This is a genomic window from Brevibacillus sp. HB1.2 (genome assembly GCF_013332495.1).
Lineage (GTDB): Bacteria > Bacillota > Bacilli > Brevibacillales > Brevibacillaceae > Brevibacillus > Brevibacillus porteri.
This window is the reverse complement of the sequence record NZ_JABMIU010000002.1, coordinates 588,624-607,860: the sequence shown is the minus strand read 5'-3', so window position 1 is coordinate 607,860 and position 19,237 is coordinate 588,624. Positions and strand designations below refer to the sequence as shown.

At 41.6% G+C, this 19,237-nt stretch carries 19 protein-coding genes and 1 pseudogene; 14 read left to right on the top strand and 6 right to left on the bottom strand.

All coding sequences use genetic code 11. The features are described from left to right. The first annotated feature begins 102 nt into the window (after nucleotides 1–102). Nucleotides 103–615, top strand: a complete 513-nt coding sequence (locus HPY28_RS07575) for a hypothetical protein (RefSeq protein WP_017250301.1) — start codon at nucleotides 103–105, stop codon at nucleotides 613–615. Nucleotides 616–965: 350 nt separating this feature from the next. Here HPY28_RS07575 and HPY28_RS07570 read toward each other — a convergent pair whose 3' ends face one another. Then, nucleotides 966–1,793, bottom strand: coding sequence for a hypothetical protein (locus tag HPY28_RS07570; protein ID WP_174230336.1), 828 nt, complete (start codon nucleotides 1,791–1,793; stop codon nucleotides 966–968). A 1,620-nt stretch (nucleotides 1,794–3,413) separates the two neighbouring features. Here HPY28_RS07570 and HPY28_RS30890 point away from each other — a divergent pair. From HPY28_RS30890 to HPY28_RS30370, 3 genes are all read left to right on the top strand, one after another. Next, on the top strand, nucleotides 3,414–3,770 hold the full coding sequence (locus tag HPY28_RS30890; protein ID WP_371813444.1) for a hypothetical protein: 357 nt from the start codon (nucleotides 3,414–3,416) through the stop codon (nucleotides 3,768–3,770). Between the two features lie 318 nt (nucleotides 3,771–4,088). Further along, nucleotides 4,089–4,211 carry a hypothetical protein gene (locus tag HPY28_RS30695; RefSeq protein WP_256437584.1) on the top strand — a complete coding sequence of 41 codons (123 nt, stop codon included), beginning with the start codon at nucleotides 4,089–4,091 and terminating at the stop codon, nucleotides 4,209–4,211. Nucleotides 4,212–4,569: 358 nt separating this feature from the next. Continuing rightward, on the top strand, nucleotides 4,570–4,716 hold the full coding sequence (locus HPY28_RS30370; protein ID WP_254613072.1) for a hypothetical protein: 147 nt from the start codon (nucleotides 4,570–4,572) through the stop codon (nucleotides 4,714–4,716). 296 nt (nucleotides 4,717–5,012) lie between these two features. Here HPY28_RS30370 and HPY28_RS07550 read toward each other — a convergent pair whose 3' ends face one another. After that, nucleotides 5,013–5,255: a hypothetical protein gene (locus HPY28_RS07550; RefSeq protein ID WP_174230335.1), complete on the bottom strand. Its 243-nt coding sequence runs from the start codon at nucleotides 5,253–5,255 to the stop codon at nucleotides 5,013–5,015. Between the two features lie 885 nt (nucleotides 5,256–6,140). Here HPY28_RS07550 and HPY28_RS07545 point away from each other — a divergent pair. The 6 genes and pseudogenes from HPY28_RS07545 to HPY28_RS07520 all read left to right on the top strand — a co-directional run. Then, nucleotides 6,141–6,557, top strand: a pseudogene (locus HPY28_RS07545) (DUF4280 domain-containing protein); the annotation flags it as partial. Nucleotides 6,558–6,717: 160 nt separating this feature from the next. Beyond that, complete coding sequence (locus HPY28_RS30365; RefSeq protein WP_254613071.1) at nucleotides 6,718–7,359, top strand: hypothetical protein; 642 nt, start codon at nucleotides 6,718–6,720, stop codon at nucleotides 7,357–7,359. A gap of 14 nt (nucleotides 7,360–7,373) precedes the next feature. Further along, nucleotides 7,374–7,886: a DNA polymerase III gene (locus HPY28_RS07535; RefSeq protein ID WP_174230334.1), complete on the top strand. Its 513-nt coding sequence runs from the start codon at nucleotides 7,374–7,376 to the stop codon at nucleotides 7,884–7,886. 673 nt (nucleotides 7,887–8,559) lie between these two features. Beyond that, a complete protein-coding gene (locus HPY28_RS07530; RefSeq protein WP_238144487.1) occupies nucleotides 8,560–9,111 on the top strand; it encodes a hypothetical protein in 552 nt (183 codons plus the stop codon). Further along, the gene (locus HPY28_RS07525) at nucleotides 9,104–9,640 is read left to right on the top strand and encodes an accessory gene regulator ArgB-like protein (protein ID WP_017250294.1); all 537 of its coding nucleotides are present in this window, start codon (nucleotides 9,104–9,106) and stop codon (nucleotides 9,638–9,640) included. The genes HPY28_RS07530 and HPY28_RS07525 overlap by 8 nt, the downstream gene beginning before the upstream one ends. Beyond that, nucleotides 9,630–9,764 carry a cyclic lactone autoinducer peptide gene (locus HPY28_RS07520; protein WP_017250293.1) on the top strand — a complete coding sequence of 45 codons (135 nt, stop codon included), beginning with the start codon at nucleotides 9,630–9,632 and terminating at the stop codon, nucleotides 9,762–9,764. The genes HPY28_RS07525 and HPY28_RS07520 overlap by 11 nt, the downstream gene beginning before the upstream one ends. 323 nt (nucleotides 9,765–10,087) lie before the next feature. Here HPY28_RS07520 and HPY28_RS07515 read toward each other — a convergent pair whose 3' ends face one another. The 4 genes from HPY28_RS07515 to loaP form a co-directional block, all read right to left on the bottom strand. Beyond that, a complete protein-coding gene (locus HPY28_RS07515; RefSeq protein ID WP_173622274.1) occupies nucleotides 10,088–10,498 on the bottom strand; it encodes a hypothetical protein in 411 nt (136 codons plus the stop codon). Between the two features lie 162 nt (nucleotides 10,499–10,660). Beyond that, nucleotides 10,661–11,479, bottom strand: a complete 819-nt coding sequence (locus HPY28_RS07510; protein ID WP_174230333.1) for a lipase family protein — start codon at nucleotides 11,477–11,479, stop codon at nucleotides 10,661–10,663. 40 nt (nucleotides 11,480–11,519) lie between these two features. Then, nucleotides 11,520–12,350: a lipase family protein gene (locus tag HPY28_RS07505; protein WP_174230332.1), complete on the bottom strand. Its 831-nt coding sequence runs from the start codon at nucleotides 12,348–12,350 to the stop codon at nucleotides 11,520–11,522. Between the two features lie 199 nt (nucleotides 12,351–12,549). Next, entirely contained in the window at nucleotides 12,550–13,083 is a 534-nt protein-coding gene (gene loaP / locus HPY28_RS07500) for an antiterminator LoaP (protein ID WP_174230331.1), read from the bottom strand. A 370-nt stretch (nucleotides 13,084–13,453) separates the two neighbouring features. On the opposite strand from loaP, the gene HPY28_RS07495 reads away from it, so the two are divergent. The 4 genes from HPY28_RS07495 (at nucleotide 13,454) to HPY28_RS07480 (ending at nucleotide 19,222) form a co-directional block, all read left to right on the top strand. Then, on the top strand, nucleotides 13,454–14,215 hold the full coding sequence (locus tag HPY28_RS07495) for a 4'-phosphopantetheinyl transferase superfamily protein (RefSeq protein WP_371813443.1): 762 nt from the start codon (nucleotides 13,454–13,456) through the stop codon (nucleotides 14,213–14,215). Between the two features lie 83 nt (nucleotides 14,216–14,298). Continuing rightward, complete coding sequence (gene fabD / locus HPY28_RS07490) at nucleotides 14,299–17,565, top strand: ACP S-malonyltransferase (RefSeq protein ID WP_174230329.1); 3,267 nt, start codon at nucleotides 14,299–14,301, stop codon at nucleotides 17,563–17,565. Between the two features lie 38 nt (nucleotides 17,566–17,603). After that, a complete protein-coding gene (locus tag HPY28_RS07485; protein WP_174230328.1) occupies nucleotides 17,604–18,389 on the top strand; it encodes an alpha/beta hydrolase in 786 nt (261 codons plus the stop codon). A 17-nt stretch (nucleotides 18,390–18,406) separates the two neighbouring features. Beyond that, entirely contained in the window at nucleotides 18,407–19,222 is an 816-nt protein-coding gene (locus HPY28_RS07480) for a class I SAM-dependent methyltransferase (RefSeq protein ID WP_174230327.1), read from the top strand. Nucleotides 19,223–19,237: the final 15 nt, after the last annotated feature.

Sequence of the window (19,237 nt, the reverse complement as noted above, 5' to 3'; positions counted from 1 at the left end):
AAGTGGCAATTTAGAAATTACAAACCCGAGTTTGTACTAGAACCATTTAATATTGCAATCGATATTTAATGCTATATTAAGAAATAAAAAGGGAGGATGCTCATGGAAACGATCATAGTTGAGCCACGAAAAGGAATTGGGCAGATAACGTTAGGAATGACTAGAGAGGAAGTAAGAAAGTACGCCGAAGCAAAGGGTGTGAGACTCTTCAATCCAAGGAAAGATTCAACGGCGGTGCAGTCCGTTGGAGATTTCAAGGTAGAGTACGATTCGGAAGATAGAGTTATATTCATAGAACTGTCTTCTTTTAAGGGTGATCATGATATAACCTGTTTGCTCATGGATATTAATGTGTTTGAGACAAAAGCAGAGGATTTAGTTGAACGAATTGATAAAATTTCTCCATATGATCGAAATGATTGGGAGTTAGGATATAGCTATACCTTTCATGAATTGGGGCTGGCATTTTGGCGACCAAATGTTTTTAGAGATGAGGATATGCAGCAAGAATGGTTTTTATCTCATGATAAAGAGGAGCAGGAATCCTATTTGAGAGATCAATATTTCAGGACTGTAGCAATAGCAGTGGATGGGTATTGGAATAAATCCAAATGAAAGTGACATTTAATTGAGTCTTACAAACTACAAATGGTAAAATACAGGAAAATGCACTTATATCAGGAGTGAATGAACCTATGAAAGGCAAAAGAAGACTATCCCTCAGTCATTTTCCTGAGTTTGGGATAGTCTTCTTTTTACATATTCATCTGCCTGTCTAGAGAATATCATAGATGTTTTACCTATCACTAAAATCAACAAGAAGTAGATTGATGAGCATGAAGAAGCATAGAATTTATAAAGGGGTAATTAGAAAAGGATTAACAGAAAGGTTATCTTCCGAATACTACTTAAGAATCCCACTGATTGCCAAGGTTTTAGAGCTGGGATTCTCAAATACCCAACTGTTACTTTAGTACAATTTCCTTTTTCCATACCAATTCTTGATTTGCTTCGTTTTTAAAAGTGAGCGTTAGGACACCCTTCTGACCCTTCATCTTTTGAGCATCATAATTAAAACTGAGTATCTGCAAGGAGCCACCGATTGTAAATTTAGGTTTTGTACTCTCAGAAAAAGCGTTTTCCACCGCTTGTTCAACTGTATTCACAATCGTTTTCTCATTTGATTTCCATTCCATCTTCTCAAGTGTGTAACCTTTTTGGAATTTGTCTACGTAAAAAGTAAACGCATCTTTATTCATTGGATTTGTAGCATCCTGATCGACTTTCACGCCGATCATCTTGTCGTTAATGGCATACACAGAGTACTGTTCTTTCGTATTTTCTTGTGTATTTTTTGGTGCAATCCAAGCCTCACCTGTTCCAACCATTACCCCGCTATATTTCACAAAAAGCTCATTCACTTTTTGGTTTAAAAAAGCATCCTTGACGTTTTTGGTTAAAATTTGATCATATTTTTGGATAAATTCTTGCTTGGTTTTAATTATTATATCTATGTCTTCACCGTTCTTTTCCCTACTTACAGTCAACGGGAATTCGAAACGATTCGCCACACTATTTTTGTCTCCAGCTTTTATCTCTTTTTGCAGACTAGTAAAATATGACTCAAATGCCTTCGCATCATCAATGCCAGCGACAAAGTATGGATTCTTTTGTTCTACAGTTGGACTTGGATTTTTTACCGCAGCCGCTACAGACATTTCCTTTTGCAACCCCGGTAAAAAACCTACTGATAATACTGTTGCAACGATTATTGCATTTGTGACTTTTTTCATTTCAAACTCCTCCTAGATTTAGCATCAAAATAGATGTAAAAGTGTTGAACAGTGAGTCACCTTGCAAGAAATATCCTCGTTTAGAAATTAGTAACGTTGTTAATGCTAATCAAAAAATTAACCATTTTTCGGGCAAACGCTTATCTTCTGACCTTTCCTGGGAGGGAGGTTTATGATAATCAACATGCCGAAACCAATCATAAGCGTCAAAGCATTTCTAACCTCCACAGGCATCACTTCCCTTCCGAGAGGATAGCTGAACGTCCTTTTAAGCCTATTAGATTGAGTAGGATTAGTGTACCATTTATTTCCAATTATAGGATGTGCTTTTCTGCGCCCAAGCGATTCTCCTCCTTTATTTCGTGTGCTGGTTCGAACCACGTCCGGATCACCATAATATGAAAACTCAAACCCCTTGGTAGACAAGGGGTATTTATTATTTTGTATTATTTAGACTTGTCCATTTTTGATACGAATATCAGTTACTCTGCGATTTATTGAAGAGCTTACCGAATTCATCAGCGGTGTCTTTTAGAGATTCGGTAGTAGATGACAAATCATGAAAGCGAATCTTCGTACACCTGCTTTCTGAATGATGCTGTCAGTAATAGTGAGAGGATGAGTTTCATGGATAAAACAAGCAAAAAGAAACAAGGAGTTTTGATGATCGTCGGGGGGAGCTCCTGCAATTGTAGGAGCAGGGTACCGGCTACTCTCAGAGGAGCAAGTCCAGAAACGCCAACAGGTTTTTGAATTGGCTCTATCTGCATTCTAAAAGCGAAAGCCTCCTTCCGGTTAACGGGGGAAGGACTTTTATCCATAAAACAGGTTTGGAAAATTCCCTGATTTTTACACCTCAGATGTTGGCTTGCATAGTATAGTGTCGATGTGAAATCATTATGATTAGGAGGCTTGATATTCCGATGAACAATAATTGCTGGAGACCTCCACCAAGGGGTTGTCAACCTATTTTCCCCCAAGATGCACTTGTCCCCCCGGTCCTCCTGGTCCCCCGGTCCCCCTGGTCCAGGGTGTATAGATCCTCCACCAGTAGCAACTCAGATTGTTTACGTTAATAAGGGCGGGAATGATACAACTGGTGATGGTACGGAATGTAACCCCTTTTTAACTGTGACAAGGGCGATGGCGTTCATTGTAGATGCTTCACCGACAAAACGATATGCAATTTCTATAGGATCAGGAACCTACACAGAACCACTTATTCACTTGAAGGCAAACGTCCAATTAATTGGAGCAAGTACATTATTAACCAGACTTGCTATCCCATTCGATATAAATGACCCATCCTGGAATGGAAACCTAAATGTTGATAATCGTTCTGGCTTTGTGGATTTATCGTTATTGACAGCGCCCCTTGATTTTAACTTTACAACCAATGCAATTACCCCTTCTACGGGTCGATTGTTCTTTGTGAGTATCAATTTTACTCCAACACCAGTATTTACAGGAAATAGCACTTTTCTTAGTTAGATTAATATCCGCGACTCCCAGTTATTTGGTGGCTATACGCAGAATGGTGCAAATGTCACAATGTTCGCTTCTTATGTTGGAGGTGTTCCTCTGCCGTTACCCCAACCCGTCATCACAATAAATTCTATCGTGCCATACGATACTCAAGTACATCTAATTGGTGGAGGGACAGATGGCGATGTAGTAGTGAATGTGGCAAATGGAACCGTTCCAATCGATCCATTCGACCTTTTAAGTTTCGCTATAAAAGGCAGTTTGATTGTGAACGGTGTAGCAGGTGTCTCTACTAGAATTAGGGCTACAGTCGACTCGATTCCTATTAGAAGCAGAGTGACTTTAATAGGAAATTCAGCGATAGAAAAATTGGATGATGCTGCTGGCTTAGGCTATACCCCTGCCAATCCCGCTGATTGGTCATTGGGACCTGTTCCGACAACCGTTCAAGAAGCATTGGATAGAATTGCTGCCAAGATAGCCCCAGTGTGAATTTAGCTGATGAAAGAGAAAATAAATACGAATTATAATTAAGTCCTCACGTATAGAAATTTGCGGGAGGATTTTTTTGTTTGCACGTTCGCATTCTGTTCGTATATAATGCGAACAAACGATCTTGTTAAGGGTGATTAACATGGAGATGATCAACACCGTGATTGATGGCGAACTCCAAGCTGTGTGCGGTTTTAACTCCAAAGCATCTCAAAGCAATAAGCAAAATCCGCACAGGCGTGAGTCCTGGATGCGCTCCTTACATTCTTCGGGACTTAATTGAGGCTGGATTAGTGGAGGAGACGGAAACTGACCTTAATGTATGAACATCACTATGAGGAAGTAGCGGCTCCATTACCACCGATTGATCCAGATTCCTTGGTAGAAATGAACATCATCATTTATGATTCCGCACGCAAAGACTATGCGATCAAATGTTAGTTGGCACGAGGACTGTATCCGCAGGGAATGGGGCGTAGTCAAAGACATTAACCAGGATGAGTACAAAGATTAAACTTGTTCGGGATGACGGTATCTGGTGGGTGCCAATCTCCGGAACTACCCGGTTATACAGTGGGTGTGTATGGCTCTTATGCAGTGGTTGATGATATGGCGAAGCGAGGAGCCTGCAAACACTACTCGCAGACCTATGCCTGGAGCCGAGGAAAGGTATCCAAAGCCGGTTAACCTCTATCAATACAAAAATGGACAGGAGCTCGCAGGGCACACAGTAGACTTTAATGAAGCCCTAGGCGGCGAACACTGGTAGAACACTCATCCACAAAAGGAGGGTAAAGTTGTGAATAACAAACTAGATAAAGAATCAGCTGAAAAAGTGATTGGTGTCCTTGGTGCACTATGGGCGGCAAGTGCCGATTCAAAAGTAAGGGCTGCAGCCCATTATGCAGCAGATGCATTGCGCGATGCTGTTGGTATCCCTATATAATAGTGAAGCCCTCCTTCGAATCTGTGTTCGGGGGAGGGCTTTTTTAGTCTCAATCCCCTGAGCAATGTGCATTAAAAGGATCGTGCAAGTATTGATTCATATTTTTCATCCAAGGTAAAATGGTTCGAGCTGTCTTGACGTACACAGTAGACAATTCGAATAAAGAAAGACTAATTTATGTTGTATGCTTAGTTTTGTCTGCTTCGTTAATTGTTAGATACGAGAAGTGTGTGCATAAACTTCAATAAAAAACACCCATTAATCGGGTGTTGAGCAAACAAATACAATAAATTACATTAAAAAATAGTTAAGTCTTGATATTTTCCTAAATCAAATAGATCTTTTAGTAAACAATCCTCAACTTTTACTAGACCGATATCATCAAGGTTCTTTATCTGTAGATAGTCTTCTTGATTGAATGTGGTGAAGTTCCAACATCCATTAGTTCGAGTAATGGAGTATCTTGATGTTTTATATTCAAACTCTATTTCACGTCCAATTTTCAAATCGGCCATTAAAGATTCATATGTATAGTCCATACTTCCTCCTATAATCACGGCTTGATTTTTCTTAGTTTAATATCTTATTCAAAAAAAGTCGATGGGCGTTCATAATGCCCCATCGACTTTTTAAGTTTTACTAGTTTGTTTGGATTAGTACCATTCTCCTCTAGAAGGAGGTCCCACTGGTGGCCAAAACCAATCGTGTCTGTGTGGAACATTTGGATGGCTTTTAGTATTGCCATGGTTTGTGTAATCTATATCCATTTCAGCTTTTCCGTCCCCATCATAATACCAACGCTGATAGAGTTCACCATCTTTTATCGAGTCTATTGAAGAATAACCATCTTGGTCTTTTGAAGGAGGGCTCTTAGTAGTTGTGGAATGATTAGCTGTTTCATCGCCGTCTTCCTTAGCTTTCTTATTTTTTATTTTGTTGCATGAGAAGTGAGACGTAAGGAACGGGGATTCTTTCGAGTATCCACTTGTAAAAACATTTGTTAGAACCCTTGAGAAATCAAGGGTTTTTTATGCCCTCAACTATCCACCCTGATTACAAAACCCCAAGATGTTGTGGCTTGACAATATTTTAACAGCCTAGATTCAACCAAAGCTAGTTTCATCTTTCACTCGAAGCTGTTAGCAGCTTCTTTTTGCATTTTTGGCGTCACATGGAAATTTTAGTCTATTGTAATCCATGTTGCAGGTATGTCGAGCGGGGTAGACTCCGCACCGAATAAGGCGGCTTATTGAACACAAAGGTGTATTTGCAACTTTATACCTATTTCTCGGGAACATTCTATATCCGATACACCAAAATGTGGTCATTATTTCCTTTTTATATATAGATTGGATATCGGACGTATCGATCGACATGAGCATCTTCCATTTGTATGGAAACCTTTACAGAGAGGAGGAGACTGAATGCCCAATATTGAAGGTATCAATATCCAGCAGTCAAGCGCTGAACGCAAGAGCTACGTGGTTGTGGGAGCCATTTTATCTTGCAGCAGCGGAAGTAAACAGAGTCGGTTGAAAATGTCGTTCAGCCATGGTGTTTTTGTAAAAGGAAAGCCGCAAATGAACATCATGGATTTTGTTCCCAACGTAAATATCATGCCCTTTGGAAAGTGCAATAGCTTACAAAATCCCACAGTCGCTTCTGCCACGGCAGCTAACAACGGTGTACTTACGCCAATGCCGTGTATACCTCTGACAACAATGCCATGGATAGAAGGGAAAGCGGACAAAATGGTCGGCGGCCATCTGGCATTGCTAAATAAATCAACAAATATGTGTTTCTATTGTGGGCAGATCAAGATTGAAGATGACGGGCAGGATTTGGGTGGTGTGACGATAGGAAATCAGTCGTCAACAAATAGCGGTCCGTTTGCTGCTGGTTTTGGACAAGGACCAGCTTGCGAAAAGCCACAGGAAAAGCCAAGCATGTGGGATAATTTCGTCAAAGGAATCTCGATGCTGGGAAGATGTTCCTGCTGCGATGCAAAAAGCGGCAAGTGAGTTGCCAGGGGCTTTGGAGAAAGCTGCTAATGATTTGCCAAAAGGCTTGAAGAAGGCAGCAGAGGATTTACCAAAGGGTATTGAGGTGTTTGCGAGGGAAGGCTATATCGAGCCAATGCAAGAAGACTTGGATACGTTGCGGGATGAGGATATCGATCTTGATGATGCACTTGCATTCAGTGGGCTTGCCGTACATGCACTGACATTGGGAAGAAGTAAAAACGTTAAGGATTTAGTGAATGCGTTAAAGAAGGGGACGGGAAAAACCCCTGTTCCTACAAAAATCGGTGGGGGAAGCAATCCCAAAGATTTTGTCAATCCACATTCTGAAAAACACCTGTATGACCCAAGTAGACCATCTACTCCTAATAGGTCACAATATGGGAAAGATGTTGATGTAGAGAAATTAAGGCAAGAAACAATGACTAATCCTGATAAGGCATTTTCAAACTGGCCAAATCCTAATAATCCGAATCCAAACCGGATAACCAAGTATTATAAAGAATTTGACGGAAATATCAGTACCCCTGATACTCCAACGGGAAGTCACAGAGTTTTTGAACACCTAGATGACCCTACCAGAAGTTCACACTTCCCTTATGTGCCAAGAAATAAAGAATGAGTGGGTGAGAGAAAGTGAGTTTATTGTTGTATCATGCTTATTTACCTGAAAATCACGCACATTTTGTTTCGGAAGAACAAGTCATGCAAGAAGGAATACAATACTTTACAAAGTCTAATAATCGGTATAGTAACGGTGGTAGAGTAAAAATTGAAAAGACTGAAAGTTTGAGACCTTTTGGTATACCTGATTGGGTTAATTTTAAAGAAGCTATAGGTGTTGATATATCTAATCGCTTTTTTAAGTCGTTTTGTTTTCCTGTGTTTACGGATAAAATTCTCGTATATGATAGTGAGATATCCATTTCTATCTATGACCAAGCGTTCTACGATGATTTCAAGGATTTTGATGAAGAAGCCTTAAACTTTGAGACAGGAGAAAGCATTGAGCATTGGATTAAGTTGTATTGGGATAGCATGGTGACACTTCAAGAATACTTGTTAAAAAGACCTTATCCAAAACCAGAGATATTAGTATTTGAGTCAATACCTAAAGAGATTATTCGAGTGTGTGAAGAAAAATCGTAAACTGTGCTTATTTGGTTTGGTGGGGATACCCAGTGCCGAATGAGTCCCTTCATCTTACAATCCTTAACATAACCTTTGTTCTACATGAAGAACACTTAATTATGATTTGAAGGCCGACGCTCTATACTAAGGCTACGCACGATGAATAAGCCGCTCGGGTAAATAACCGGGCGGTTTTTGTTTTGGGTACACGAATTTGGAAGGAGTAAGAGTATTGAGCCAATCGGATGAATGCATGTCCTAATCTTTCACTTACCACTGTAGGATTGACACCTTGAATAAGAAGAAGCGTAGCATGAGCATGTCTTAGAAACGTACTTTTCGGTTTATGACTAGTTTGTAGGTTCTCATCAGATTTCGGGGGAATTGTGGTGCCTCTAATGTCGTACAAACACCAAAACTATTATCTTGATAACTTATACCTCAAGCTCTCTTTTCTTCAAAAATATACTCCCGTGCTCAGTGACGCTTGAACGCTCTAAAATGTCAAAACTGGTAAATTCAAGCAGGAATCTGTCGTTTCTAGTAGAATATAACCCTCAATAAGTAATTGAGGTGAAAAAGTTACATGCTGTTTGTCCTATTTTCAACATTGGAATACCTCGCAATATTTGCTCTTATGACTACGTTATTTAGGTTTGGTTTTTTGGTGCATATCAACAGGATTCTCTTTGTGAGTCTGGTATTAATGCTATTCTCGTTTGGGCTACGACAATTTACGCCATATGGAGACTATGCAACCATAGCACAAGTCGTCATCATCTTTGGAGCATTAATCCTGGTATGGAACGTGAATTGGGGACATGCTGCCTTAATGACCATGATAACAGCAGGAATATACTTGGGGATTCAGATGGTGGAAGTGTTCTTCCTGACCGTCATAGGAGCCCTAGAGACAATCGAATCGTTACGGGATCGAACCATCAACACAGGTTTCATATTCCAGACAATCTCCGCATTATTTACCTTTGCATTATGCTATGGGCTTCGAAAATTTGGACTGCAATTTACATTTGTCAGAGACGGAGCGCCTTTCTTTATTTACCATAGAATCAACATGGTTATTTTGTCACTGATTGTTGTAACAGGTGTATTGATAACGGTCTTGTTTAAATTAGCAAGTACATATGGAATTGCTTCCATAGTCTGGATCTTCTTTGGGATGGCAATCGGAATCACGATACTGGCATGGCTGGCTATAAAAAGGGATGGGGAATATGATTGAAACTCTTGCTGAAAGAATAGCAATCCAACTAAAGTCGATCAATCCACATGAAACGAAGTCAGTGCCTACAATGAAATTTGGGTTAATCCTTATCATCAACATGCTTCTCATCATTACGAGTAGCCTTACCATTTCACTAATGATAGGGACATTTCAAGGAACATTAATCACATTGGCTGGATTTTTAGTACTACGCCAATTTTCAGGAGGATTTCACTATTCATCGTCTGTCTACTGCACCATGACAAGTATAGTGGGAGCTGTATTAATCCCTCTCATTACCCTACCTAATGATTTTGTCACCCCGATTATTATTATCACATTAGTCCTAGTAGCACTTTTTGCACCGCAAGAAATGGAATTGCAATCACGACTATTCAAACAGAATCAGACTTTGCTCCTCAAGACCATCTCCATTATCATCGTCAGTTCATTATTTTTCATAGACAGCGAGACACTGGTTAAGACCTTCTTTGTGCAATCACTGACGCTAATTCCACTGAAAGGAGGTGGAAAAGATGAAAAATAAAGCGATGATGTTCGTAGCGAAACATGTTTCAGCAGTTGCTTCATTTGTTGCGGTACTGGCGGTAACTACAGCATCCTTTGGATTCGTGGGGAAACCTGAAATTCCAGAGGAATTAAAGAAATAAGGAGCAATGAACGACACAGACCATTTCTCACTCGACTTAACATCGAACGGGGAAAACTGGTTGCCCCATTGCCCCATTGTAAATCATAACTCTATAAACAGAACATCCGTGTTTGAATGTATTGTACTTATCGACTGCTTCTTTCACATCGTTACTAATAATCTCAACCCCTCTGTAGACAAGGGGGGTCTTTTTTTGCACCTGGTTTATTGACGTCAACAACGCTGATTTTCGAATTGTTAATGAATCCAAGCGGGCTGTCTCTTTGGCGAGAAATCGACTTTTGAGACAGCCCTTACTGTTTTACATACGCTTAACGCTTATTAAAACTTGGAAAGAGCGAATTTAGCTGTAAAATTCATTTTCTTCATATAGGAAGAATTCGCTCCGGCTTGAAATTGTACAGAGATATTGCCGTCTTTTTGCGCTTGGAATACACGTCCGTATGGTGAATTAGCTTGGTATGTACCAATCGCTTGATTATCTGCATCAAAGACTGTATAAGAAATCGGGAATCCTGAATTGTTTACAAAAATCGTAAGCTCTTCACCCTTTTTAAGCGGAAAAGATTCTTTTTGGGTCACTTCGTATGAACTCAGAGAATAGTATTTCGTAACCTCTTGAATGTCTAAAGCCGTTGCTGCTGCGTTAACTTTTGAGACTTCCAATCCTGGCAAATTTGCACCTGAAAGTACTGCAATCCCTAATGCTCCTGCTAAAATGGCTTTTTTCATAATCGTAATGCCTCCTTTTTTGCTCATCCATGAGCGAAAGTAAATATTTGGAAATTATAACCATTATAATATCATTGAAAATGGTTATCAATAAGTTTTTTTGTAGATTACCTCTCACGGCGTGATAAAGAGGGCATAAAAAAAGAGAGTGATTCCATTGAATCAACATCCCCCTAAAAAAGGCACACACATCCCTGTATCCGGACAAAACCCCTCATTCTCGGCACACAACCTCTCCGTAAACCTAGGCTCCTCCTGCGCCAGAAACTTAAAATAACAAACAATTTCATGATTCCTTACAGCTACACTATTCAACTGAAAATCCAACAAATACTTCCGATCCACATGCTGGTAGTACAATCCTTTCTTCGTAAACGGAGGTGGGTACGCCTTGGATGGCAAAGTTGGAATAATATCATGAACATTCACGATCCGAACACTGTTCTTTACTGTCTCATTAAACCGCGAAGAAAAGACAGGATCTCCGACACGAGGACTCCCATACGTATACACAAAAGGATGCGCAAATTTCGTATTCACCGCAATATCCAAACCAGCTAGGGCGGCCAACCCTCCCCCTAAACTGTGCCCTGCAACAAATAGTTTTTTCGATCTGGAGAGCTTGCTCAGCTCCCGAATCAATTCATCTCTCGCGGATTGATACATACAAGTAAACCCACGGTGGGTTTTTCCTGCCTTTCTGACGAAACGATAGGGGACTTGATACAAATCTTGATCAGTCTCATTGTCGTTAAACGTGCGTGTTCCTCGAAAAGTTACTACGATTCTGTCGGATGACTCGGCTACAAAACCAAACACCTCTGACTCCGGAGTCTCAACACCAGCCAATGCTCGAATAGTCGAGAGCTGACGATACCCTTTTGGCAAGACAAGTGAATCTGTTTCAAATAGCTGATAGGCCTGATGGATCATAGCCGCAAGTAAAATCGCATCTTTGCTGTTATAAATACGATCGATCATTCATGTGTCTCCCTTTCTGAGTTTCAAGGCTGTAAAAAAGCTAGCATTTGCCTAGAAACGGAATACACGTATCGGTATTGGGACAAAACCCCGGATTTTCCACACAGAGCGTTTGGGCATAATCAGGGTCAAGCTGAGTGAGGTTATGAAAATAGCAGGCGATACTATCGTTGCGAGGCGTATTATTCAGTTGAAACGAGAGAGGAAACTTGTTTTTTACATGTTGATAATAGATACCTTCCTGGGTAAAAGGAGGCGGATACTTTTGATCGGGGAATGTAGGAAAAGAGTCGTGGACATTTACAATGCGTAGACTATTGACAACGACTTGATTGAAGCGTGAGGCGAACTGGGGGTCACCAATACGTGGACTACCATAGGTGTAAACGATTGGTTGCCTAATCTTTGTGTTTACCGCAATATCTAAAGCTGCTAGTACAGCTAGCGCGCCGCCGTAGTTGTGGCCAGTAATAAACAGCTTTTTTGATGCGGGAAACTGATTGATTTTTCTGATGAACTGATCCCGTGTTGATTGATACAGGCAGGTAAATCCACGTGAGGTTTTCCCTGCATCTGGAACAAAAGGATAGGGGACTTGGAGGATGTCATAGGCCGCCAAAAGGTCTGCCGGATACGCTGCGTACCCTCTGAAGGCAATGATGATTTCATCTTTTGATTCTGCCACAAAACCAAATACATGTTCTGTTGGATTCTCTACATCTGCAAAAGCCTGAATCGTGTATCGAAGCTGAAAACCTTTGGGTAAGGTGAGCTTCCCATCAAAATATAATGGATAAGTCTGATAGCTCATGGCTGCTAGGAAAATGGCAGCCTGACTAGTAAACATGTTGTCTTCGTCCGAGAAAACCATGTAGACAATTTCCTTTCCAAACAAGAATAAGGATCCAACACTTTTGAAAAGTCGTACATCGGAACTCTTGTTTGTCTCTCCCAAATGAAAGCAGGGCAGTCCTACTCGAATGATACTTACCATGAGCCTATGTTTTTACGATGGAATGCGTGCTTGTATGAAGAAAATAAAAAGGGGAAGCGTACGAAACGCTTCCCACTTACAAAGGTTTTGAGAGGATTTCAATTCCCACATCAATTGTTTTCTCTACTCCCATGAAGGTTAAAAATATTTTAGCCCTGTTTTTGTGCTTATCCACTTTTTTGATAAGACCTTCCAGTCCTTTTAGGGGACCAGATTCTACGATCACTTTAGAATTTTCTAGATAAACCTTTGAATAATCGACAACTTCACCGTTTCCCATGAGTTGGAGGATCGGGGTGATTTCTTTTTCATCAATGCTCGAATAATAAGTACCCTCATCTTGCGAATAGTAACTACCGTTATTGACCAAACGCAAATTTCTAGGAATTTTTTTGATTTTGTGGAACATTTCGTTAGTCATTTCAGTCTTAATAAGTACATATCCAGGAAAAATATTCTTCATGACACTATTCGCAATGCCTGACTTTTTCTCAGGAACCAATCTCTTCGGCACAACGGACTTTAAAGACTGCTCATTAAAATAGAGTTTGAGGTACTTTTGAACGACTTCTTCTTTACCAGATTCTACAAAGATGGCATACCATTTCAAGGTGAGTAATCCTTTCATTATGAAGTAGATTCGCAAGTATCTTGAGCGCTTACTGCTTCCACAAAAATAGGAATGATTGAGTAGATAAAATCCTAAAATTTGTGGTATTATACTAAATATATCCAATTCTTTCGCGTTATGCAATAAACGTGGTTGTTGGAACTTTCTGCATAAATATAAAGAGTTAGCTGTATAAGTTTTTTATTGAAAGGAAAATCCCTTAGGGAATTTAATCGATGTTTCGGCACGTTAAAGGAACGTAGGGAGGACATACGATGAAACGGTAGTGTGTATATTTATTTACCCACGAACTGGGGAAGCTCTGCCCTTTGGCACAGTAGGAGAACGGAAGGCGGAGATTGAATTGCATGTGTTTCCACAGATCTTTACGAAAGAATTCGTTATAAAAGGTAAGGATAGAGAGTATCGTGCCAGTTTGTGCATGGGCTACTTTTCTGTTCCCGCTGATTTTTTAAAAATAGTAAAATTCTTGCACCCAAAAGAATTCGAGTACTATTTTCATCTGGAGTATGAGCGGAGAGTAAAAAGCTACCTGACAGGGAGATATGTCGCCAAAAGAGCCGTTTCGTTTTTGGTTGGAGACGAAAGCTTAGAGCGAATATGTATTGAACAGGGCATTTTTCATCAACCAGTCGTGAACTTACCGAATGCAACCAACGTCCAGGTGAGTATCACCCATTGTGACGATCTTGCAGCCGGCATTGCTTTTTCGGAAGAACTGCCGATGGGGATTGATATGGAGAGAATTAGCGTGGATAGAAATAAAGTTCTGGAGACGCAGATGACTGTGAAAGAGAGCAGCTTGTTTTCATGCTTGCCTTATTCTTATGAAACGACGCTCACTCTTTTCTGGACAGTCAAGGAAGCGTTATCCAAAATTTTGAAAACAGGTTTAACCACTTCTTTTCATATCTATGAAATAAGCCAAGTAGAGGCAAGGGATGGGGTTGTTTATAGTCTTTTTGAAAACTTTCCTCAATACCGTACTGCATCCTTTATCCTTGGTGACTATGTGTGTTCGATCACCTACCCGAAAAAGACAGAGTGGAGTGTTGCTGTCGTAAAAGATGTACTTCAGGAGATAGAACACTCCATGACAAATCGCTTATGAATTCCCCACAACGGTCAATTGACCAGGCTGTGGGGAGTTTTTATTATAAAAAACTGTTTTTAAAAACAAGGGGTGCATCATACATGGAAAAGCCTGTTGTGTTTATGTTTTCTGGACAGGGGTCTCAGTACTATCAGATGGGGAGAGACCTTTTTGATCAGAATCCGGTATTTCGCAAATGGATGCTTAGTTTAGATGAAAAGGTACATTCCCTGATCGGGGAGTCTGTCCTTGCCCAGTTATATGATGACACGAAGCGTCGAGACGACATATTTGATCGCACCCTTTTTACGCATCCCGCCATTTTTATGGTGGAATACGCTCTGGCTCAAGTTCTCATGGAAAGCGGAATTAAGCCTGACTATTGTCTGGGGAGCAGTTTGGGGGAGTTTGCGGCGGGGGCTGTGTCTGGGATCATGCCTGTGGAAGAATTGCTACAACTCGTGGTTGAACAAGCCATCCTTTACGAAACGTATTGTCAGAAAGGGAGTATGCTTGCGATTCTCCACAATCCTGATTTGTATGATCAAGACCCTTTATTGCATCGAAATAGTGAGTTGGTAGCAGTGAATTTTCATTCGCATTTTGTCATTGCTGGGAGCAGTCATCAGCTACAACGCATGGAGGATTATGTAAAAGGCAAGGGGATTATTTGTCAACGACTACCCGTATCGTATGCTTTTCACTCAGCTTACATCGATCCGGCTGAACCACATTATCGGGAGGTATTGAAACAGAAATCGTTTGGAATTCCCCAGATTCCCTTTGTCTCGTGTGTTCACGGTGAAATCATGAAGGAACTGCCAGCTGACTACTTTTGGCAAGTGGTAAGAAAACCAATGCAGCTTCCAAAAGCTGTCCAAGAGCTGGAGAAACAGCAAAGCTACATCTATTTGGATTTGGGACCAGCAGGAAATTTGAGTAATTTTACAAAGCGAAATCTGCGACAAGATTCACAATCAGAATGCTACTCGATTATCACTCCTTTTAAAAAGGATGGCGAAAATGTAGAGCGCATCAAGCAACTATTCTCAAATAAAAGTTTGCATACAAACAGAAAGGAAGACAGAAAAATGACCACATATGTTTTCCCAGGGCAGGGCTCCCAAATAAAAGGAATGGGGGGCTCTCTGTTTGATGAGTTTCCAGAAATAACGGCCAAAGCTGATCAGATATTAGGTTATTCCATCAAAGAGCTTTGTCTGCATGATCCGGACAAACAGTTAAGTAAAACCCAGTTTACCCAGCCTGCTTTGTACGTGGTAAATGCGCTTAGCTATCTGAAAAAGGTAAAGGAAACCGGGAAAAAACCAGATTATGTGGCGGGGCACAGCTTGGGTGAGTACAACGCACTTTTTGCATCTGGGGTGTTTGGTTTTGAGACAGGGTTACACTTGGTGAAAAAAAGAGGCGAGTTGATGAGTCTGGCCGTCGGTGGAGGTATGGCGGCAGTGATCGGGTTTACTTTGGAGCAAGTAGAACGTGTGTTACATGAAAATAATTTGACCAGTATCGATATTGCCAATCACAATTCTCCCTTCCAATTTGTGATTGCAGGTCGAAAAGAAGATATAGAGCGTGCCAACCCTGTTTTTCAGGAAGCGGGTGTAAAAGTATACATACCCTTAAAGGTGAGCGGAGCATTCCATTCCCGTTACATGAGTGATGCGAAGCAACGCTTTGAGGACTATTTAAATCAGTTTGCCTTTTCCAGTATGACCATCCCTGTGATTTCAAATGTTCACGCAAGACCCTATAAACAGAGCGATGTGAAACGAAATTTGGTGGAACAAATTACACACCCAGTGAAATGGAGTGACAGCATTCGATATCTCCTGGCCTTGGGGGAAAACGAAATAGAAGAAGTTGGTCCTGGTACTGTGTTGACCAAGTTAGTTACTACGATACGAAATGAAGCAGAACCCCTGATCACGGAAGAGGAAGCAGAGAAAGAAAACATGGAGCAAGAGATATCGAACAGCATGGAGCAGCCAAAAGGGATTACCGCTTTTTCGCTGGGAAATCAGCAATTTAAACAGGACTACAAACTGAAATATCCCTATCTGGCAGGAGCGATGTACAAGGGAATCTCATCGGAAAAGCTGGTCATTAAAATGGGGAAAGCCGGGATGATGGGCTTTTTCGGAAGCGGTGGCTTACAGCTGGATAGAATCGAGCGTGCCATCCAACAGATTCAACGTGAACTACAGCATGGCGAGCCGTATGGTATGAATTTGTTGCATCATCCAAGTGACCCGTCCATGGAAGAAAAAACCGTCGATCTGTATCTTGCTTATCAAGTGAGGGTGATGGAAGCATCTGCGTTTATGGCGATTACCCCTGCGTTGATCATCTATCGGGCCAAGGGATTAAAGCGGGGGATGAACGGGCAAGTGGAGGCGGCAAACAAAATTTTTGCCAAAGTATCACAGCCTGAGGTTGCGGAAGCCTTTTTAAGTCCCGCACCTGAGTATCTGATAGAAAAATTGGTGCAAGAACATAAGCTTACGACAGAAGAAGCGAGTCTGTTACGAGAAGTTCCGATGGCGGACGAGTTAACGGTAGAGGCCGATTCTGGCGGAAATACCGATCACGGTGTAGCTTCTGCTTTGATGCCAGCGATGATCAGACTACGAGATAACATGATGCACAAGTATGGATACCGGAAGCCAATCAGAATCGGGGCTGCGGGAGGGATTGGAACTCCTGAGGCTGCAGCGGTCGCTTTCATGCTTGGGGCAGATTATATTGTTACAGGCTCGATTAACCAGTGCACAGTGGAGGCCGCGACCAGCGAGTCTGTGAAGGATTCGTTGCAGTTGGCCAATGTTCAAGACACAGAGTATGCTCCGGCGGGTGAAATGTTTGAAATGGGAGCCAAAATTCAAGTGTTGAAAAAAGGCTTATTCTTTCCAGCCAGAGCGAACAATTTGCACGACCTCTATCGTCAATACAACTCGCTTGATGAAATCGATGAGAAAACCAAGAAGCAGCTCCAGGAAAAGTATTTTAAACGTAGCTTTGAAGAGGTGTATGAGCAGATGAAAACCACTTGCCCGCCTCAGGAACTGAAAAGAGCGGAACGAACGCCTAAATACAAGATGGCGTTACTTTTCAAATGGTATTTTAACCGCTGCTTTGACTGGGCTTTAGACGGAGCCGAAAGCTATAAAGTGGATTATCAGATTTACTGCGGTCCAGCATTAGGTTCTTTTAATCAATGGGTGAAGGGAACGGCTGTTGAAAACTGGAGAGACCGTCATGTTGATCAAATTGGTGAAATGATGATCAAGGAGACAGCCAACCTTTTGAATCAGCGTATCCACGCCCTAACAGGTTCAAGCAAGTAGAGAAGCAATGACCCTTAAATACGAAAGGAACGGCGAAAATGAATTTGGAACTAGTCGAATACCATCCTGAGGGCGTTTCTAGCGAAGCGTCTCTTCTTTTTGTCCATGGAGCATGTCACGGAGCATGGTGTTGGGAAAAAAACTTCCTTCCTTATTTTGCTGACAAAGGCTTTTCTTCCTATGCGCTGAGTCTTCGTGGACATGGTGAAAGTGACGGCTATGAAAATCTTCATTCCTACACACTTCAGGATTACACGGATGATGTTCTTGAAGTGATCGGGCGTCTAAAAAGCAAGCCAGTGCTGGTCGGACACTCCATGGGTGGAGGAATTGTGCAGAAGATCTTGCACCAGCATCCAGATATAATCTCAGGTACCGTTCTGGTTGCCTCGATTCCTCCGCATGGTGGAATGGGTGACTTATTCCGATTGATGTTCAAAAACTTTAAAGAAGCTATGCAATTATTTACATATAACGAGAAAAGAGATGCATCACTGCTCGCCAATGTCTTTTTTTCCAAGGAGCTGCCGATTGAAAAAAAGGATGAGTGGGTGAAGCTCTTGCAGCCTGAATCACTGAAAGCAAGAACGGAGATGAATGGGAAAATTGTTCCAAAAACCGTCCGTGCGAAAACTCCGATACTGGTTCTCGGCTCCAAGCAGGATCGGATGATTTCTGAGAAAACAACGCGCCGAATTGGCAAAACATACGGAATCGAACCCGTTCTGTTCCAAAATACTAGTCATGATATGATGCTTGATCCTGAATGGGAAGCTGTTGCTGGCCACATTTTGACTTTTTTGAGCGAATCTATATCTGAATAGCGGAGGTAGGAAATAACATGGAAGGTTCTTATCAAATCGCAAACATTGCCACGAATGTTGAGGTAGAAATAGAACGTTTGAAATCGCAGGTGGAGTTGTTTTGGGATAAAGAGCTGAAGCATTATATCGAGTTCGGTCTGATAGATGGAATGTCGGTGATAGAGCTAGGCTCGGGACCAGGATTCGTAATGGAAAAGGTCATGCAGGAATTTCCAAATTGCAGAGTGACGGGATTGGAGCTTGATCCTCTTCTCGTTGATTATTCAAGAAACTATTTGACTCAAAAGCAGTCGGATCGATTTGAGATTGTCGCGGGATCGATTATGGAAACTGGCTTACCTAGCGATTCCTATGATTTTGCCATTACTAGACTCGTATTGGAACATTTACCCGACCCAGTCGGTGCGGTTCGTGAAGTGGCGAGGTTATTAAAACCAGGCGGCAAAGCGGTATTTATCGACAATGATTTCGAGATGCACATCATGACCACCCCACATGTACCAGAATTGCGAGAGCTGTATGATGCCTATTGTGCGGCACGCTATGCGGAAGGCGGCAACCCGAAAATCGGTCGAGAACTGCCGACGGTCCTCAAGCAAGGCGGACTTGGAAATTTAGATTTCGAAGTCATATGCGCTCACAGTGAGCTACTCGGGTACGAAATGTTTCTAAAGTCGGAGGGTGTAGGCATTCCTGTGCAGTTGGTGCGTGACGGTTATTTATCCAGCAAGGCGTTGGGTAAGCTATCTGTGGCATGGCGAAACATGCTGAATACGGAAGGTCATTCTATTCTCAGACAGCTCTACATGGCTGTTGGTGAGAAATCGGTGTAGAAGAAAGGGGGGAGT

Excerpts from the sequence above, each read along its gene's own strand:
- HPY28_RS07575 (WP_017250301.1), top strand. The coding sequence starts at position 103 with ATGGAAACGATCATAGTTGAGCCACGAAAAGGAATTGGGCAGATAACG.
- HPY28_RS07550 (WP_174230335.1), bottom strand. The coding sequence starts at position 5,255 with ATGGACTATACATATGAATCTTTAATGGCCGATTTGAAAATTGGACGT.
- HPY28_RS07520 (WP_017250293.1), top strand. The coding sequence starts at position 9,630 with ATGAAAAATAAAGCGATGATGTTCGTAGCGAAACATGTTTCAGCAGTT.
- HPY28_RS07485 (WP_174230328.1), top strand. The coding sequence starts at position 17,604 with ATGAATTTGGAACTAGTCGAATACCATCCTGAGGGCGTTTCTAGCGAA.
- HPY28_RS07480 (WP_174230327.1), top strand. The coding sequence starts at position 18,407 with ATGGAAGGTTCTTATCAAATCGCAAACATTGCCACGAATGTTGAGGTA.
- HPY28_RS30695 (WP_256437584.1), top strand. The coding sequence starts at position 4,089 with ATGTATGAACATCACTATGAGGAAGTAGCGGCTCCATTACCACCGATT.
- HPY28_RS07570 (WP_174230336.1), bottom strand. The coding sequence starts at position 1,793 with ATGAAAAAAGTCACAAATGCAATAATCGTTGCAACAGTATTATCAGTA.
- fabD (WP_174230329.1), top strand. The coding sequence starts at position 14,299 with ATGGAAAAGCCTGTTGTGTTTATGTTTTCTGGACAGGGGTCTCAGTAC.
- HPY28_RS07515 (WP_173622274.1), bottom strand. The coding sequence starts at position 10,498 with ATGAAAAAAGCCATTTTAGCAGGAGCATTAGGGATTGCAGTACTTTCA.
- HPY28_RS07525 (WP_017250294.1), top strand. The coding sequence starts at position 9,104 with ATGATTGAAACTCTTGCTGAAAGAATAGCAATCCAACTAAAGTCGATC.
- HPY28_RS07505 (WP_174230332.1), bottom strand. The coding sequence starts at position 12,350 with ATGGTTTTCTCGGACGAAGACAACATGTTTACTAGTCAGGCTGCCATT.
- HPY28_RS30365 (WP_254613071.1), top strand. The coding sequence starts at position 6,718 with ATGCAAAAAGCGGCAAGTGAGTTGCCAGGGGCTTTGGAGAAAGCTGCT.
- HPY28_RS07510 (WP_174230333.1), bottom strand. The coding sequence starts at position 11,479 with ATGATCGATCGTATTTATAACAGCAAAGATGCGATTTTACTTGCGGCT.